Here is a 15,569-nt window from a genome sequence, read left to right as displayed (position 1 = left end):
GGCGCTCAGCGGCTGCCGCTTCCCAGCTCGAGCGCGCGCTCGCGCACCCGGCTCATGCCGTCGGCCAGTCGGCGTACGCGGCCGGCGCGGCGCAGCGCGGCCTTCAGGAAGGCCATCATCAGCGGGCCACTGTCGAGCACGTCGCCCGCCGGGCTGGTGCCGTTCATCTGGAACTCGGGGTGCCACTGCACGCCCAGCACGAAGGGGTGGGCCGTGTGGCGGATCGCCTCGGGCACGCGGTCGATCGGGCTGCGCGCCTCGATCACCAGGCCCTTGCCGAGCTCGCCCACGCACTGGTGGTGGATGCTGTTGACACGACGTGGCTCGTAGCCGTAGATGTCGGACAGGCGCGAACCGGGCACGAAGTGAACTTCATGGATCAGGCTGTCGTAGCGCTCCAGGTCGAGGTGGCCGATGGCGCCCGGCCACTGGGTCGGGATGTCCTGCACCAGGGTGCCGCCGAAATACACGTTGAGCAACTGCGCGCCGCGGCAGATGCCCAGCACCGGCTTGCCGACATCGATGAAGCCGCGCAGCAGGTCGAGCTCGTATTCGTCGCGGATCGGGTCGCAATCCATGTCGGCGCGCCAGGGCTCGGCATGGTAGAACTTCGGGCAGATATCGGTGCCGCCCTGCAGCACCAGGCCGTCCAGGCTGTCCACCAGGTCGGCAACCGGGGGGCGGCGGCGCGACGTCACCATGCGCTTGTCGACGAACGGGATCATCAGCGCCACCACGCCGTGCGACATGATCCACTGCGCCATGTTGCTTTCCAGGAACTGCAGACGCTTGCGTGGCAGCCCCGAGCCGGGGGGCGGCTGGTGCAGCAGGCGGGCGGAAATGCCGATGCGCAGGGTCATGGGGTCATTGTTCCACGGAAGCCGGCTGCGCGGTCGCGTGGGGGCGTTCAGGAATGTGCACTTCGTGTGCGGATGTACCGGAAAGGCGTGCAGCGCGCGCTGCGTGGCGCCCTCACCCTGCCGGTGAGCGCGATCGAAGCGCCCAGGCCCAATGTCCATGCGGTTTTCAAGAAGTCCACGAGCGGTCAACCGCAGGGTTCGGGTTCAGGGACCTGACGAACGACCGCCTGGTCATCAAGGCGCTGCGAAGCCGTGCGTCATGGCTGGGAGCGCGTTCGCATCGGTTGCTCCACCGCGCTTCGCGCCACCCGCGACGTCTGAATCCGATGGCCGCGGAGCAGGCCGTGCCGGTGCCAGCCGTGTCCGGGATCTCGCCGGCCACTGGGTGCGCTCCCAGCACAACGCCCCCACGCTGCGCTTGCGCTGCCCCCAAAGTGGGCCTTCGCATCTTCGCGTGGCCGGGCGGTGCTCAAAGGGGAGGGCGCAGCATCGCGCCGCGGGTGGAGCCGTATGGGTGTTGCACTTCAATCCGTGCGAAAGCGCAGGCTGGCCTGGCGGATCACCTCGCCCAGCAGCTCGTGCTGCTGCTGGCGCTCGCGCAGCCAGCGCGCATCGTTGCGGTTCTCGCGCACCACCTTGTGCAGTCGTTCGAGCGCGCCGGCGGCCTGGCAGCCATCGGCAAAGGGTGCCAGACGCTCGAAGGTCGCGAGCAGGTGTTCGCGCAGCGTCAGGTGCGTGCCGCTGGCCGGGTCGACGTAGACCGCGTCGAGCCCGAAGCGACAGGCCTGGAAGCGGTTGTAGCTGTAGACCAGGTAGTCGTCCTCGCACGGCGTGAAGGGGCGCTCTGTCTGGAACCAGGCCGCCAGGCTCTGCACGAAGCCGGCCAGCGCGGCGGCATGGCCGATCGTGAGCGGCGTGTCGAACACGCGCACCTCGATCGTGCCGTATTCGGGCTTGGGCCGGATGTCCCAGTAGAAGTCCTTCATGCTCTGCACGACGCCGGTGCGCGCCATCTTGTCGAAGTACTGCTCGAACTCGGTCCAGGTCAGCACGCAGGGCGCGCGGCCCGAGAGCGGAAAGGCAAACACCGAGTTCAGGCGCGCCGAGTCGAACGCCGTGTCCTGGCCCTGCACGAACGGGCTGGACGCGGCCAGCGCGATACAGTGCGGGATATAGCGCGACAGGCAGTGCAGCGTGTAGAGCGCGCTGTCGGCGTCGGGGCAGCCGACGTGCACGTGCTGGCCGAAGATGGTGAACTGCTTGGACAGGTAGCCGTAGAGCTGCGACAGCTGATGGAAGCGCGGCTTGTCATAGATGCGCTGCTGGTGCCACTTCTGGAACGGATGCGTGCCGCCGCCGACAATGGCGATGTTGAGCTTGTCGGCGCATTGCACCAGTGCGTCGCGGATCTGGCCGAGCTGCTGCTCCGCCGCGTGCCAGTCGCGGCAGACGTCGGTGGAGATCTCGATCATGCTTTCGGTCATCTCGGGCACCACCGAGCCCGGCAGCTCGCGCTTGCCCATCAGGCGCAGCATGTCGCTGGCGTAGTGCGCCAGGTCATAGTCGTTGGTGTTGACCAGCTGGAGCTCGAGCTCGACGCCCAGCGTCAGCGCCTCCGACGTGTGAAAGGCCTCGAGCGTCACGGGCGGGTCTCCTCGTCGCCGTTCAGCACGCTGGCGCCGCGCTGCGGTGGCCAGGTGGCTTCGCCGGCGCGGTGCAGCGCCAGGCTGACCAGCACCGCGCCCACCAGTTCGGTGATCAGGATCACGGGCAGCGCGATCGCGGCCACCGGCGCGCCCACCGTGTGCGAGGCGGCCACGAACTGCGAGGTCAGCAGCAGGGCCACGGCCGACATGGGCGCCAGCGCCATGCCGACCCACAGGCTTTGGCGCAGCGCCAGGCCGGTGCGGAAATTGGTCAGTGCCAGGCTGGCGATCTTGGCGCCGGCACGCACCGCGATCAGCGCCAGCGCGATCCACAGTACGCCGATTTCCCAGTCGGCCTGTACCGCCATCAGCGACACCAGCACGAACATCAGCATGCCGAGCATGGAGGCGGCGGTGCCGAGCTGGCGCGGCCACATCCAGGGGCGTGGCCGCAGCTCGCGCAGCAGCAGGCCGCCCAGCAGGGCCGCCAGCGGCGCCGATGCGCCCAGCGGCGCGGCGGCGGCGACGCCGGCACCGATCAGGGTCAGGATGACGATCGCGGTGTCCCGGCTGTTCGGTCGCAGCAGGCGCAGCGCGCCCAGCAACGCCGCCACCAGCACGGCGCCGATCGCGGTCGACAGGCCCAGCACCAGCAGCGAGAAGCTGACCGAGGCAGTCAGCGTGCCATCGCCCCGGTCGATGGTGCGCAGCATGGCGGTGCCCAGGGTCAGTGCGTACAGGGTGTTGAGCGTGGCCAGCGCGATCGCGCGGTCAGTCACCGGGCCGCCGGCGCGCAGGTCCAGCACCACGCGCATCAGCACCGCCGGCGAGGCTGCCACCGCGATGATCGCCAGCGCCCGCACCACCTTCACGTCCAGGCCGAGGGCGCGCAACAGGACGAAGGCGGCGACGAAGGTCAGCACCGATTCGGCCACGCTTTGCAGCAGCACCATGGGATTGTGGCGAAACCAGCGCAGTGGCAGGCGCGCGCCCGCCTCGAACAGCACCACCGAGATGCCGAGCTCCAGCAGGAACAGCCCGACGCCGGCGAGCGGCCAGCTCGCGCCCTCCAGCACCAGGCCGGCGAGCGCGCCGACCGCGGCGTAGCCGATCACCTTGGGCAGGCCGGCAAAGCGCTGCAGGGCATGACCGGCCAGCGCGGCCAGCGCCAGCAGCAACGCCCACTGGAACAGGATCAGGCTGGGGCCGAAGTCGGCGTTCGCGGTCCAGGGGGGGATCCAGTGTCCGATCAAATATTTGACTCCTTCATGCGCGCGTCGCCGGGTTCGCGTGCCCGGCAGCGGCGCAAATGCTAACCCGGTGTGCCTGGCCGCGCCGGCGGCGCGTCGTCGCGCGTGTCCACGGGCGCGACGGGCTGGATGGCGACCGGGAGCACGAAAGTCCAGGGCTTGCGCAGCAGTCGCCATCCCATCGCAGCATACAGGCGGCGCCGATCCACTCCGGTGACATTCTGTGCCGCCAGGGCCAGCCGGAACGCCAGGTAGAAGCTGACGGCGACGTCCAGGAAGCCGGTGATGGCGATGCCACCGGCGGCCCACCAGAGCGCCGGCTGCTGCCACACCGCGGCGCCCAGGTACTGGGCGGCGACCGCGATCTGGCCCGACACCAGGGTCACGTGGCGCACCTCCACCGGCACGCCGAAGAAGCTGACGATCGGGGGCACCATGCCCAGCAACAGGCCGAGCGAGACGTTGGCGGTCCAGCTCGAGACGTGCTGGCCCCAGTAGCGGCCCCAGCGGCGCGCCCGCTCGACGCCGAGCCAGCGCGCGCTGCGCGGATGGTAGGCAATCACCGAATCGAGCCGGTGCAGCACGAACCAGTTCTCCACCCAGCCGGCGATGATGCTGGAGGCGAACAGCAGGCCCCCGGTGACGATGGCGAACGGGATCGTGCGCCCCAGCATGTGGTGCTCGTCGAGGATCCGGCGCGCGTGCGCATCGTCCACCAGCGCGCCCCAGCCCAGCGCCTGGAAGGCCCAGGCCAGCGCCCAGGCCACCAGCAGCACCAGCGCCACGTTGCCGACGATGGCGACGACCTGAGAGCGCAGCAGGTGCACCACCTCGGTGACGAAGTCCTCATGCGCCTGCGGCGAGTCCAGCTGCTTGAGCTTGGCCGCCATCGTCGGTGCCGTCATGGCCGGCTGCTTGGTGGCCACCGTCCAGCCCAGCAGCATGATGATGACGAAGGAGATGGCGTAGTTCAGTCCCGCTGCCACGCCCCCCCAGAATGCCGACAGGCCCAGCGCCATGATCAGCAGCTTGCTGCAGGTGGTGATCGCCATCACCGCGCCGCCACCGGCGGCCGCGCCCAGCATCTGCAGGTACTCACGCAGGCTGTGCGTGATGTAGTGCGCGCCGGTCTCGGCGTTGCGCTCGGTCACCTTGGCCGCCAGCAGCTGGGTGCTGGAACGCACCAGCACACGCACGCTGCTGCTGTCGTTCTGCACCCGCACCAGATGCGACAGCAGCTGGGCCGTGGCCAGTGCCGGCTCGTCGGTTTCCAGGCACAGCAGCAGGGCCTTGACGCGGATGATGCGCTGGCGCAGCTGGCGCAGCTGGAATTCGATGTGCACCGAGATGCCGTGCTCTTCCAGGTGCGCGTACACGGTCGAGGCCGCCGCGCGGCAGGCATCGAGCTGCTCGCGCAGCTGGCCGATCGCCACCAGCGCCGGGGCGCTGGTGCGGCCGTGGTCCAGCACGGCCTGGCGGAGGTCCTCGAACAGGATCGGCAATTGCGCGAATGGCCGCTCGCGCTGCACCTCGACCGCCATGCGCGTGCGTACCTCGCCCGATTGGCCGACGGCGCTGATCTGGATCACCGCGTAAGCCATGGCGTTCAGCAGGGTGCGCAGCGCATAGGCCTGCGCACCCTGGTTCGACTCGTCGGCAAACAGCACGCGACGCAGGCGCTCCAGCGTGGGCTGGTCGAGCGCGCGCAGCCAGCGGGCGTCGAATTCGGTCGGGAACAGCAGCGGGTAGAGCTCGCGCAGGTCGGTGGTTTCGGGCGTCGGCGGAATCAGCTTGCGGCGCAGGCGGTCGGCCAGCTCGGCGAAGAAGGCGCTGCGCGGCGCGAAGCCCAGGTCCGCCAGCAGCGGCGTCGCGTCCACCTCGGTCAGGAATTCCGTCCACCACTGGTGCCACAAGGTGACCCAGTCGGAGCGCAGTTCGGCAGCGTCAAGCAAGGTGCGCACGCGCACCACGGCGGCCTCGGGGTCATTGCCGCTGCCGCGCACCCAGCCCAGCAGCTGCATCAACCAGAGGTGCCGCTCGGCCAGCGGTGCCTGCGGGTCGAGTGCGCGCAGCAGGTCGATGAGCTCGAGCTGGGGCGTGGCCATGGCGTGCTGCCGCGCGGGTGAACGGTCAGTGCAGCACGCGCGTGCGCACGTCCGGGCCATCCGCATCGAGCACGAAGCGCGGGATCGGCGCGTCAAAGCGCGCCCCGTCCTCGGCGACGCAGAAGTAGCTGCCCTCCATGGTGCCGGCCGGAGTCCGCAGCCGGCAGCCACTGGTGTACTGGAAACCCTCACCCGGCTGCAGCAGCGGCTGCTCGCCGACCACGCCCAGGCCCTTGACCTGCTCTTCCCGGCCTTCCCCGTCGCGGATGATCCAGTGGCGCGCGATGAGCTGCGCCGCCACCTCGCCGGTGTTGTGCACGGTCACCGTGTAGGCAAAGCCGTACAGCGCGTGCTCGGGCTGCGACTGGTCGGGCAGGTAGCGCGGCTCGACCGAGACGCTGAACTCGTATTTCGCCATGACGGCGATGGTAATGGACGCATGGCGGGAGCATGACGGACGCATGACCTCGCGTCGCGTCATGACCTTGCCGCTGCGCGGCGTGATTGACGGGGTGACAAGATACCCACCGTCACCGGTGCAGGTCATGGCGGCAAAGTCATTCCGTCATCGTGCGTGCGCTGCGACAATCGCCGCCCATGAGCACCACCTACCGCATTGCGCCCTCCATCCTGTCGGCTGACTTCGCGCGCCTGGGCGAGGAAGTGCGCGCCGTCATCGCCGCCGGCGCCGACTGGATCCACTTCGACGTGATGGACAACCACTACGTGCCCAACCTGACGTTCGGGCCGATGGTGCTGCAGGCGCTCAAGCCGCTGGCGCTGACTCCGGCCGGCCGCCCGGTGCCGCTGGACGTGCACATGATGGTGCAGCCGGTCGATGCGCTGGCGCAGGCCTTCGCGCAGGCGGGTGCCGACCTGATCAGCTTCCACCCGGACGCCAGCCCGCACACGCACCGCAGCGTGCAGGCGATTCGGGCTGCCGGCTGCCAGGCGGGCCTGGTGTTCAATCCGGCCACGCCGCTCGATGTCCTCGACTGGCTGATCGATGACATCGACCTGATCCTGGTCATGAGCGTGAACCCCGGCTTTGGCGGCCAGTCCTTCATCGACAGCGCCTTGCGCAAGGTGGAGGAGGCGCGCCGACGCATCGAGGCGAGCGGTCGCGACATCCGGCTCGAGGTCGACGGTGGCATCAAGCCCGCCAACATCCGGCGCGTGGCCGACGCCGGCGCCGACACCTTCGTGGCCGGCAGTGCCATCTTTGGCCAGCCCGACTACGCCGCGGTGATCGGCGAGATGCGCCGTGCCTTGGAGGCTGGCCGCGGGTGAAGCCAACTGCCGGACGCGAAGGGCACGAAGAAGGCGCGCAGGACGCGAGAGAAGTCAGGAATTTTTCGTGTCCTTCGCGTCCCGGGCGCCTTCCGGCAGGAAGTCGACGTCGCCGGCGTGCGCCACCATGATGGCCTGAGCCTCGGGCGCCAGATCCGGGTGGTTGCCGATGTTGCGCAGTGCCCTGGTGGCCGGGGCGGCCGTGTCGTCGATGTGGTAAACCACCTGCTCGCGCTGGCCCTGCGCCTGCGCGCAAGCCATGACGGGTGGCGCGCCGACGGCGGGCAGCAGGCACGGCATGGCGCACGGGAACGGTTGGGACATGAGGGATTCCATGCACGAGCCTGGGGTTGGCGGCGTCAAGTCAGCACATCGGATCGATGCCTGCATGGTCGACCTCGATGGCACCCTGGTCGACACCCTGGGTGACTTCGAGGCCGCGCTGGCGATGATGCTGCGCCAGCTCGGCCGGCCGCCACTCGCGCGCGTCGAGATCGCGCGGCTCATCGGCAAGGGCTCGGAGCACCTGATCCGCGAGGTGCTTGCGCGCACAGGCGACGGAACGCGGGCAGTCGATGCCGCGTTGTTCGAGGCCGCCTGGCAGCACTACCAGGCCGCGTATGCGCGCGTCAACGGCGCGCACAGCCGGGTCTATCCCGGCGTGCGGGAGGGCCTGGTCGCCCTGCGGGCCCGCGGCCTGCCGCTGGCCTGCCTGACCAACAAGCCGCTGGCGCACGCATGCGCCCTGCTGGCGGCCAAGGGGTTGGACGGCTTCTTCGGCCTGGTGTTTGGCGGCGACAGCTTTGCGCGCAAGAAACCCGACCCGCTGCCCCTCACGCAGACCTGCCGCGCCCTGGGCACGGCGCCGTCATGCACGCTGATGATCGGGGACTCGGCCAACGATGCCGCTGCCGCGCGCGCTGCCGGCTGCCCGGTGGTGCTGATGCGCTACGGCTACAACCACGGCGAGCCGGTCGGCGCGGTGGATGCCGACGGCTGCTGGGACAGCCTGGCCGAACTGGCCATCCAGTGGCCGTTTGCACCGGCGACGCCGGGCGGAGTGCCGTGATGGCGGTGCACCCGCTGCTGCGGCGTGCCCGCGCCAACCCGCAGGTCCTGCACTGGCAGACTTGGGCTGCGCTGGAGCCCGGGCCGGCACTGATCGTGCTCGGGGCGGTGCATGGCAACGAGGTGTGCGGCGCTCAGGCCCTGGTGCGCGCCGTCGACGACCTGGCCCAGGGGCGGTTGGTGCTGGAGCGCGGCCGCCTCACCCTGCTGCCGGTGACCAACCCGCTGGCCTACCGACTGGGCACGCGCGGTGGCGAGCGCAACCTGAACCGCCACTTCAGCCCGCGCCCCGATCCGCGCGACTACGAGGACCGGATCACCCGCGTGCTGGCGCCGTTGCTGGCCGCCCACGACGCGCTGCTCGACCTGCATTCGTCGCATACGGCCGGCGCCCCCTTCGCCATGATCGGGCCGCGCGACAACACGGGGTCGCGGGAGCCCTTTGCCCGCGCCCGCGAGGAGCTGGCACTGGCGCGCGCACTCGGCGCCGAGCGCATCGTGCAGGGCTGGCTGGAAGTCTACGATCGGGATGCGCGAGCGCGTGGCGTGCCTGCCGGCGACGAGGGCATCGGCACCAACGAGTACCTGCGCAGCCAGGGCGGCTACGCCGTGACCCTGGAATGCGGGGCGCACGACGATCCGCGGGCCACCGAGGTGGCCACGCGCGCGCTGCGCGGGGCCCTTGCGCACCTGGGCCTGGCGCGCGTGCCGGCGCCGCCGCCCTGCACCGTCCCGGCCACGCGCCTGACGGCCGTGGTGCGGCGCGAGCATGCTGGCGATCACTGGGTGCGCGACTGGCGCGATTTCGACCCCGTGGCTGCCGGCGAGCTGATTGGCTGGCGCGCCGATGGCCGCGCGCTGCGCGCCGAGCGTGCCGGCTGCATCCTGTTTCCCCTGGCGCAGGCGCGGCCCGGACAGGAGTGGTTCTTCCTGGCCGAGCCGGACCCGGCGGGGTGAATGGAAACCTCCTGTGGCGCTGCGCCATCCCCCGGGAAGGGGGGCACCCAGTGACCAGGGAGACCCCGGCCACGGGTGCCACGAGTGGCCGGCTGCGCGGCCTTCGGAGGCGCGTCGTTTCAGGCGTCGCGGGTCGCGCGAAGCGCGCTGGAGCAACCGATGCGCGTTCGCTTTCAAAATGACGAAATGACGGAATCGCGTCGCTGCGCTTCGATGGCGGTGCGAGTCACTTCGTCATGCGGGCGTGGGGCGGCGTCATCTCGCGGCGCCTTTGCTACACTTGCGCGCATGTCCGCTTTCCTTCCGGTCACCGCGCCACTGGGCACCGCCGCCCAGGGGGCCTGGCGTTGGCGCAAGCCTGCACGCTGGCTTTGACGGAGCGCGCCCGCAACGGGCGCAAGAGGGGCACCCCGCCAGGGTGCCGAAGCAGGAAGCAACGGACGGCAGGACACGCTGCCCCGGGCATTGGAGGCTCGACACCCGTGATCACCGAACTGGAATTCAAGAGCCTGGCGGCGCAGGGCTACAACCGCATCCCCCTGATCAGCGAGGCCTTTGCCGACCTCGAGACGCCGCTGTCGCTCTACCTCAAGCTGGCCGGCGGCGCCGGCGGCAGCCGCTACAGCTTCCTGCTGGAGTCGGTCATCGGCGGCGAGCGCTTCGGCCGCTACAGCTTCATCGGCCTGCCGGCGCGCACGGTGCTGCGCGCCAGCGGCTTTGGCGAGGCGGCCCGCACCGAGATCGTCACTGACGGGGAGGTGGTGGAGATCCACGCCGGCAACCCGCTGGACGTGATCGAGGCCTACCAGCAGCGCTTCAAGGTGGCGCTGCCGCCGGGGCTGCCGCGCTTCTGCGGCGGGCTGGCGGGCTATTTCGGCTACGACACGGTGCGCCACATCGAGAAGAAGCTGGCGCAGAGCTGCCCGCCCGACACGCTGGGCACGTCCGACATCCTGCTCATGCACTGCGAGGAGCTGGCGGTCATCGACAACCTGTCGGGCAAGCTCTACCTCATCGTCTACGCCAACCCCGCCGTGCCCGAGGCTCATGCGCGCGCGCGCAAGCGCCTCAAGCACCTGCGCGAGCAGCTGCGCTACTCGGTCAGCGCGCCGCAGGTGCGGCCGACGCAGGACTACCCGGCCGAGCGCGGCTTCGCCAAGGCCGATTACCTGGCCGCCGTCGAGCGCGCCAAGGAGCTGATCGCCGCCGGCGACTTCATGCAGGTGCAGGTCGGCCAGCGCATCAGCAAGCGCTTCACCGAGTCGCCGCTGTCGCTCTACCGCGCCGTGCGCTCGCTCAACCCGTCGCCGTACATGATCTATTACGACTTCGGCGACTTCCACGTGGTCAGTGCCAGCCCGGAGATCCTGGTGCGCCAGGAGCACACCGAGCAAGGCATCAAGGTCACGATCCGGCCGCTGGCCGGCACGCGCCCGCGCGGCGCCACGCCCGAGGCCGACAGGGCGACCGAGCAGGAGCTGGTGAGCGACCCCAAGGAGCGCGCCGAGCACGTGATGCTGATCGACCTCGCGCGCAACGATATCGGCCGCATCGCCAGGGTCGGCACGGTGAAGGTGACCGAAGCCTTCGCGGTGGAGCGCTACAGCCACGTCATGCACATCGTCAGCAACGTCGAGGGCATCCTGAAGGACGGCCTGTCGGCGATGGACGTGCTCAAGGCCACCTTCCCCGCGGGCACCCTGACCGGCGCGCCCAAGGTGCACGCCATGGAGCTGATCGACCAGCTCGAGCCCGTGAAGCGCGGCATCTACGGCGGTGCCTGCGGCTACTGGAGCTACGCCGGCGACATGGATCTGGCCATCGCCATCCGCACCGCCATCGTCAAGGACCAGATGCTGCACGTGCAGGCGGCGGCCGGCGTCGTCGCCGACAGCGTGCCCGAGATGGAGTGGCGCGAGACCGAGCACAAGGCGCGCGCCCTGCTGCGCGCCAGCGAGTTGGTGGAGGAGGGGCTGGAATGACGGCCTTGCAGACTCAACAGCCGGACGCGAAGGACGCGAAGGATTCGCGAAGGACGCAAAAAAATACCAATTTCAATGATGATTTCTCGCATCCGATCATTGGGGCAGCAGTGGAAGTGCAGCGGGTACTGGGTGTGGGATTGCTGGAAAGCGCGTATGCCAATGCCCTGGCCCATGAGCTGACACAGCGGGGACTGCGATTCCAGCGCGAGGTGCCGATCAAGGCCAGCTACAAGGGACTCGACATCGGGATTGCCTATCGGGCCGACTTCATCATCGAGGACTCGGTGGTCGTCGAACTGAAAGCGCAAGATGCCGTGGCGGATGCGCATCGCGCGCAGCTGCTGACCTACCTGAGGCTGTCCGGCCTGCCGCTGGGTTTGCTCATCAATTTCCACGTCTTCCCGGTCGTCAAGGGCATCCACAGACTGGTGAACAAGCTATGAATTCCTTTGGATGTCTTTTTCGCGTTCTTCGCGAATCCTTTGCGTCCTTCGCGTCCGGCAGTTCGGTATCCGGGAGCTCGAAATGAAGCTGCTGATGATCGACAACTACGACAGCTTCACCTACAACCTCGTGCAGTACTTCGGCGAGCTGGGCGCCGAGGTCACGACGCTGCGCAACGACGAGGTCACGCTGGACGAACTGGATGCCATGCGCCAGCGCGGCGCGTTCGAGCGCCTGTGCATCAGTCCTGGCCCCTGCTCGCCGGCCGAGGCGGGCGTTTCGGTGGCGGCGATCCGGCACTTTGCCGGCCGGGTGCCGATCCTGGGCGTGTGCCTGGGCCACCAGGCCATCGGTGCCGCGTTCGGCGGCCAGGTGGTGCGCGCCGGCCAGCAGATGCACGGCAAGACCAGCGTCATCGCCACCGACCAGCAGGGCGTGTTCGCCGGCCTGCCGCGCGAGTTCACTGTCAATCGCTACCATTCGCTGGTGATCGAGCGTGCCAGCCTGCCCGAGTGCCTGCAGGTCAGCGCCACCAGCGAGGACGGCGAGATCCAGGGCGTGCGCCACCGCACGCTGGCAGTCGAGGGCGTGCAGTTCCACCCCGAGAGCATCCTGAGCGAGCACGGCCACGCCCTGCTGCGCAACTTCCTGGCCGAGCCCGCCCACGCGGCCGCTTGAGCGGCTCCCCTCTTTCACGATCCAAGGACAACCCCATGCCCATCACCCCCCAGGAGGCGCTGCAGCGCACCATCGAGCACCGCGAGATCTTCCACGACGAGATGCTCGATCTCATGCGCATGATCATGAAGGGCGAGATCTCGCCGCTCATGGTCGCCGCCATCACCACCGGCCTGCGCGTCAAGAAGGAGACCATCGGCGAGATCACGGCCGCGGCCGAGGTCATGCGCGAGCTCTCGACTCGGGTGCCGGTGCAGGACGGCACGCATCTGGTCGACATCGTCGGCACCGGCGGCGACGGCTCGCACACCTTCAACATCAGCACCTGCGCCATGTTCGTCGCCGCCGCCGCCGGCGCGCGCGTGGCCAAGCACGGCAACCGCAGCGTCTCCAGCAAGTCCGGCAGCGCCGACGTGATGGAGGCGCTGGGCGTCAACATCCAGCTCACGCCCGAGCAGATCGCGCGCAGCATCGCCGAGACCGGGGTCGGCTTCATGTTCGCGCCCAACCACCACCCGGCGATGAAGAACGTCGCCGCCACCCGGCGCGAGATGGGGGTCAAGACCTTCTTCAACATCCTGGGGCCGCTCACCAACCCGGCCGGCGCACCCAACATCCTGATGGGCGTGTTCCACCCCGACCTGGTCGGCATCCAGGTGCGCGCGCTGCAGCGCCTGGGCGCCGAGCACGCGGTGGTGGTCTATGGGCGCGACGAGATGGACGAGGTCAGCCTGGGCGCCGCCACCCTGGTGGGCGAGCTGCGGGACGGCCAGGTGCGCGAATACGAGATCCATCCCGAGGACTTCGGCCTGCGCATGATGAGCAACCGCTCGATCCGCGTCGAGACACCCGCGGAGTCGGTGGCCATGCTGCGCGGCGTGCTGGGCGGCGCCGAAGGCGCGGCGCGCGACATCGTGCTGCTGAATGCCGGCGTCGCGCTGTATGCGGCCGGCGTGGCACCGACCATGAAGGACGGCATCGAGCGCGCGCGTGCCGCGCTCGACAGCGGCGCCGCCCAGGCCAAGCTGGCGCAGGTCGTGGCCTTCAGCCAGGCGGTCCGTCCGCCCGCGGCGGCCTGAGTCCGCGCCGTAGCGCCGAGGACGCGCCGACATGAACGACATCCTGGAGCAGATCGTCGCGGTCAAGCGCGACGAGGTGGCCGCGGGGCGCAAGAAGAAGTCGCTGGCCGCGATGCGCGCCGATGCCGAGAGCCGCGTGCTCACGCGCGACTTCGAAGGCGCATTGCGCGCGAAGATCGCCGCCGGCCAGGCCGCGGTGATTGCCGAGATCAAGAAGGCCAGCCCCAGCAAGGGCGTGATCCGGCCCGGCGAGTTCATCCCCGCCGACCTGGCGCAAAGCTATGCGCAGGGCGACGGCCGGGTGAGCGCCGCCTGCCTGTCGGTGCTGACCGATCGCCAGTTCTTCCAGGGCAGCAACGACTACCTGAAGCAGGCGCGCGCCAGCTGCGACCTGCCGGTGCTGCGCAAGGACTTCATGATCGATCCCTGGCAGGTCTACGAGGCGCGCGCGATCGGCGCCGACTGCATCCTGCTGATCGCCGCCTGCCTGGCGGACAGCCAGATGGCCGAGCTGGAGGCGGTGGCACGCAGCCTCGACATGGCGGTGCTGGTCGAGGTGCACGACGGCGCCGAGCTGGAGCGCGCGCTCGAGTTGAAGACACCGCTGGTCGGCATCAACAACCGCAACCTGCGCAGCTTCGAGACCACGATCGAAACCACGCTGGCCCTGCTGCCCTCGGTGCCCGCCGACCGCCTGCTGGTGACCGAAAGCGGCATCGCCACGCGCGCCGACGTCGAGCGCCTGCGCGCCACTGGCGTGCGCGCCTTCCTGGTCGGCGAGCGCTTCATGCGCGCGGCGGAGCCGGGCACGGCGCTGGCGCAGCTTTTTGCCTGAGGCGCAGGCGTGCCCAGGGCTGCCCCGACGATCGAAACCGCGCCGCGCCTGGCGCATTGGCCGCCAGCGCCGGACGCCGTGGCCGCCGGCTGGCGCCCGCTGGTGCAGGATTTCCTCGCCAGCGATACCGGCACCCGGCTGAACGCCTTCCTGCGGCAGCGCCTCGCCGCCGGCGCGGTGATCTACCCGCCGCGGCCACTGCTGGCGCTCAAGCTGACGCCGCCGGAGCGCACGCGCGTGGTGATCCTGGGGCAGGATCCCTACCACGGCCCGAGCCAGGCCTACGGCCTGGCCTTTGCCATCGGGCCGGGCGAGCGCATTCCGCCCAGCCTGCGCAACATCCGCGCCGAGGTGGCGCGCGAGTTCGGACGCGAGCCCATGCAGGACGGCCTGATGGACCACTGGGCGCGCCAGGGCGTGCTGCTGCTCAACGCCAGCCTGACGGTGGAGGCCGGCCGGGCCGCCAGCCACGCGCGCGTCGGCTGGCAGGCGCTGACCGGCGCCGTGTTCCAGCGGCTCGTCACGGGGTCGCGGCCGCTGGTGTTCATGCTCTGGGGCGCGCACGCGCAGGCGCTGGCGCCGCCGGCCGACGCGCGCGGCCCGCACCTGTGGTGCCTGTCCAACCATCCGTCGCCGCTGTCGGCCACGCGGCCGCCCGTGCCGTTCATCGGCTGCGACCACTTCCGGCGCGCCAACGCCTTCCTCGAAGGCCTGGGCCAGGCTCCGATCGACTGGCTGGGCAGCGCGGCGCAGGCGAGCCTGGCGCTTGCCCCGCGTTCACAAACGATGGCATAATCGGGGGTTCGTCGCCGGAGAGGTGGCCGAGTGGTTAATGGCAGCAGACTGTAAATCTGCCGGTTTATACCTACGCTGGTTCGAATCCAGCCCTCTCCACCAGCGAAGACTGAATTTGACGAGGTGGATGCAAGCGTCACCTTCAGGGGTGGCCGACGTGGCAGGCGGTTTGGCGGCAGGCTGGGCGGTCTCCCGGGATGTCCAGGGCTCGATCCGGCAAGGCCGGACGGCTCCAGGCAGGCCGAAGCGGGAGTAGTTCAATGGTAGAACCTTAGCCTTCCAAGCTAATGACGCGGGTTCGATTCCCGTCTCCCGCTCCAGTCGGTCGGTTTGTGTGTCGGGCTTGAGTTCAGGTTTTCGCCCTTGTGGCTCAGTGGTAGAGCACTCCCTTGGTAAGGGAGAGGTCGTGGGTCCGATTCCCACCAAGGGCACCAGTCAGCGTCGGGTGCCATGCGTCCCGGCATGGATGTGTTGTTCGAGTTGATTTTTTCGGAGTCGAAGACATGGCAAAAGAGAAATTCCAGCGCAGCAAGCCGCACGTCAACGTCGGCACCATCGGTCACGTCGACCACGGCAA

Annotated in this window: 15 protein-coding genes and 3 tRNA genes; 12 read left to right on the top strand and 6 right to left on the bottom strand. The window is 69.6% G+C overall.

Annotated elements, in window-relative coordinates; translation table 11 throughout:
* Positions 1–5: 5 nt before the first annotated feature.
* The 5 genes from PKA16_RS11435 to apaG form a co-directional block, all read right to left on the bottom strand.
* Complete coding sequence (locus tag PKA16_RS11435) at positions 6–860, bottom strand: gamma-glutamyl-gamma-aminobutyrate hydrolase family protein (protein ID WP_324403351.1); 855 nt, start codon at positions 858–860, stop codon at positions 6–8.
* A 524-nt stretch (positions 861–1,384) separates the two neighbouring features.
* Positions 1,385–2,503: a YbdK family carboxylate-amine ligase gene (locus PKA16_RS11430; RefSeq protein ID WP_324403350.1), complete on the bottom strand. Its 1,119-nt coding sequence runs from the start codon at positions 2,501–2,503 to the stop codon at positions 1,385–1,387.
* Positions 2,500–3,759 (bottom strand): cation:proton antiporter, encoded by a 1,260-nt coding sequence (locus PKA16_RS11425; protein ID WP_324403349.1) that lies wholly within the window; start codon positions 3,757–3,759, stop codon positions 2,500–2,502. Before PKA16_RS11425 ends, PKA16_RS11430 begins: the two co-directional genes overlap by 4 nt.
* Positions 3,760–3,818: 59 nt before the next feature.
* A complete protein-coding gene (locus PKA16_RS11420) occupies positions 3,819–5,861 on the bottom strand; it encodes a site-specific recombinase (protein WP_324403348.1) in 2,043 nt (680 codons plus the stop codon).
* A gap of 25 nt (positions 5,862–5,886) precedes the next feature.
* Positions 5,887–6,279 (bottom strand): Co2+/Mg2+ efflux protein ApaG, encoded by a 393-nt coding sequence (apaG, locus tag PKA16_RS11415; RefSeq protein ID WP_324403347.1) that lies wholly within the window; start codon positions 6,277–6,279, stop codon positions 5,887–5,889.
* 179 nt (positions 6,280–6,458) lie between these two features.
* Between apaG and rpe the strand changes: the two genes are divergently transcribed.
* Positions 6,459–7,151, top strand: coding sequence for a ribulose-phosphate 3-epimerase (gene rpe, locus PKA16_RS11410; protein ID WP_324403346.1), 693 nt, complete (start codon positions 6,459–6,461; stop codon positions 7,149–7,151).
* 54 nt (positions 7,152–7,205) lie between these two features.
* Here rpe and PKA16_RS11405 read toward each other — a convergent pair whose 3' ends face one another.
* Positions 7,206–7,475: a hypothetical protein gene (locus PKA16_RS11405; protein WP_324403345.1), complete on the bottom strand. Its 270-nt coding sequence runs from the start codon at positions 7,473–7,475 to the stop codon at positions 7,206–7,208.
* A gap of 10 nt (positions 7,476–7,485) precedes the next feature.
* Here PKA16_RS11405 and gph point away from each other — a divergent pair, with 10 nt between their 5' ends.
* The 11 genes from gph to PKA16_RS11350 all read left to right on the top strand — a co-directional run bounded on the left by gph (position 7,486) and on the right by PKA16_RS11350 (position 15,426).
* Positions 7,486–8,220, top strand: a complete 735-nt coding sequence (gene gph, locus PKA16_RS11400) for a phosphoglycolate phosphatase (protein WP_324403344.1) — start codon at positions 7,486–7,488, stop codon at positions 8,218–8,220.
* Complete coding sequence (locus PKA16_RS11395; protein WP_324403343.1) at positions 8,220–9,176, top strand: succinylglutamate desuccinylase/aspartoacylase family protein; 957 nt, start codon at positions 8,220–8,222, stop codon at positions 9,174–9,176. The genes gph and PKA16_RS11395 overlap by 1 nt, the downstream gene beginning before the upstream one ends.
* Positions 9,177–9,658: 482 nt before the next feature.
* Entirely contained in the window at positions 9,659–11,158 is a 1,500-nt protein-coding gene (gene trpE / locus PKA16_RS11390; RefSeq protein WP_324403342.1) for an anthranilate synthase component I, read from the top strand.
* Complete coding sequence (locus PKA16_RS11385) at positions 11,155–11,604, top strand: GxxExxY protein (protein WP_324403341.1); 450 nt, start codon at positions 11,155–11,157, stop codon at positions 11,602–11,604. Before trpE ends, PKA16_RS11385 begins: the two co-directional genes overlap by 4 nt.
* Positions 11,605–11,686: 82 nt before the next feature.
* The gene (locus PKA16_RS11380) at positions 11,687–12,283 is read left to right on the top strand and encodes an aminodeoxychorismate/anthranilate synthase component II (RefSeq protein WP_324403340.1); all 597 of its coding nucleotides are present in this window, start codon (positions 11,687–11,689) and stop codon (positions 12,281–12,283) included.
* Between the two features lie 35 nt (positions 12,284–12,318).
* The gene (gene trpD / locus PKA16_RS11375) at positions 12,319–13,362 is read left to right on the top strand and encodes an anthranilate phosphoribosyltransferase (protein WP_324403339.1); all 1,044 of its coding nucleotides are present in this window, start codon (positions 12,319–12,321) and stop codon (positions 13,360–13,362) included.
* Positions 13,363–13,393: 31 nt separating this feature from the next.
* Positions 13,394–14,197: an indole-3-glycerol phosphate synthase TrpC gene (gene trpC, locus PKA16_RS11370; protein ID WP_324403338.1), complete on the top strand. Its 804-nt coding sequence runs from the start codon at positions 13,394–13,396 to the stop codon at positions 14,195–14,197.
* A gap of 30 nt (positions 14,198–14,227) precedes the next feature.
* The gene (locus tag PKA16_RS11365; protein WP_324403366.1) at positions 14,228–14,992 is read left to right on the top strand and encodes a uracil-DNA glycosylase; all 765 of its coding nucleotides are present in this window, start codon (positions 14,228–14,230) and stop codon (positions 14,990–14,992) included.
* 16 nt (positions 14,993–15,008) lie between these two features.
* Positions 15,009–15,094: transfer RNA gene (locus tag PKA16_RS11360), tRNA-Tyr, on the top strand.
* 144 nt (positions 15,095–15,238) lie between these two features.
* A tRNA-Gly gene (locus tag PKA16_RS11355) sits at positions 15,239–15,312 on the top strand.
* Between the two features lie 39 nt (positions 15,313–15,351).
* Positions 15,352–15,426: transfer RNA gene (locus PKA16_RS11350), tRNA-Thr, on the top strand.
* Positions 15,427–15,569 lie beyond the last annotated feature (143 nt).

The sequence above is a fragment of the Ottowia sp. genome, assembly GCF_035325765.1.
Lineage (GTDB): Bacteria > Pseudomonadota > Gammaproteobacteria > Burkholderiales > Burkholderiaceae_C > Ottowia.
The sequence above is the reverse complement of the archived record's forward strand: the minus strand, read 5'-3'. Positions and strand labels throughout refer to the sequence as shown.

Coding starts and splice junctions, on each gene's coding strand:
- PKA16_RS11405 (WP_324403345.1), bottom strand. CDS start 7,475: ATGTCCCAACCGTTCCCGTGCGCCATGCCGTGCCTGCTGCCCGCCGTC.
- PKA16_RS11435 (WP_324403351.1), bottom strand. CDS start 860: ATGACCCTGCGCATCGGCATTTCCGCCCGCCTGCTGCACCAGCCGCCC.
- PKA16_RS11380 (WP_324403340.1), top strand. CDS start 11,687: ATGAAGCTGCTGATGATCGACAACTACGACAGCTTCACCTACAACCTC.
- PKA16_RS11385 (WP_324403341.1), top strand. CDS start 11,155: ATGACGGCCTTGCAGACTCAACAGCCGGACGCGAAGGACGCGAAGGAT.
- PKA16_RS11395 (WP_324403343.1), top strand. CDS start 8,220: ATGGCGGTGCACCCGCTGCTGCGGCGTGCCCGCGCCAACCCGCAGGTC.
- apaG (WP_324403347.1), bottom strand. CDS start 6,279: ATGGCGAAATACGAGTTCAGCGTCTCGGTCGAGCCGCGCTACCTGCCC.
- trpC (WP_324403338.1), top strand. CDS start 13,394: ATGAACGACATCCTGGAGCAGATCGTCGCGGTCAAGCGCGACGAGGTG.
- PKA16_RS11420 (WP_324403348.1), bottom strand. CDS start 5,861: ATGGCCACGCCCCAGCTCGAGCTCATCGACCTGCTGCGCGCACTCGAC.
- trpD (WP_324403339.1), top strand. CDS start 12,319: ATGCCCATCACCCCCCAGGAGGCGCTGCAGCGCACCATCGAGCACCGC.
- gph (WP_324403344.1), top strand. CDS start 7,486: ATGCACGAGCCTGGGGTTGGCGGCGTCAAGTCAGCACATCGGATCGAT.
- rpe (WP_324403346.1), top strand. CDS start 6,459: ATGAGCACCACCTACCGCATTGCGCCCTCCATCCTGTCGGCTGACTTC.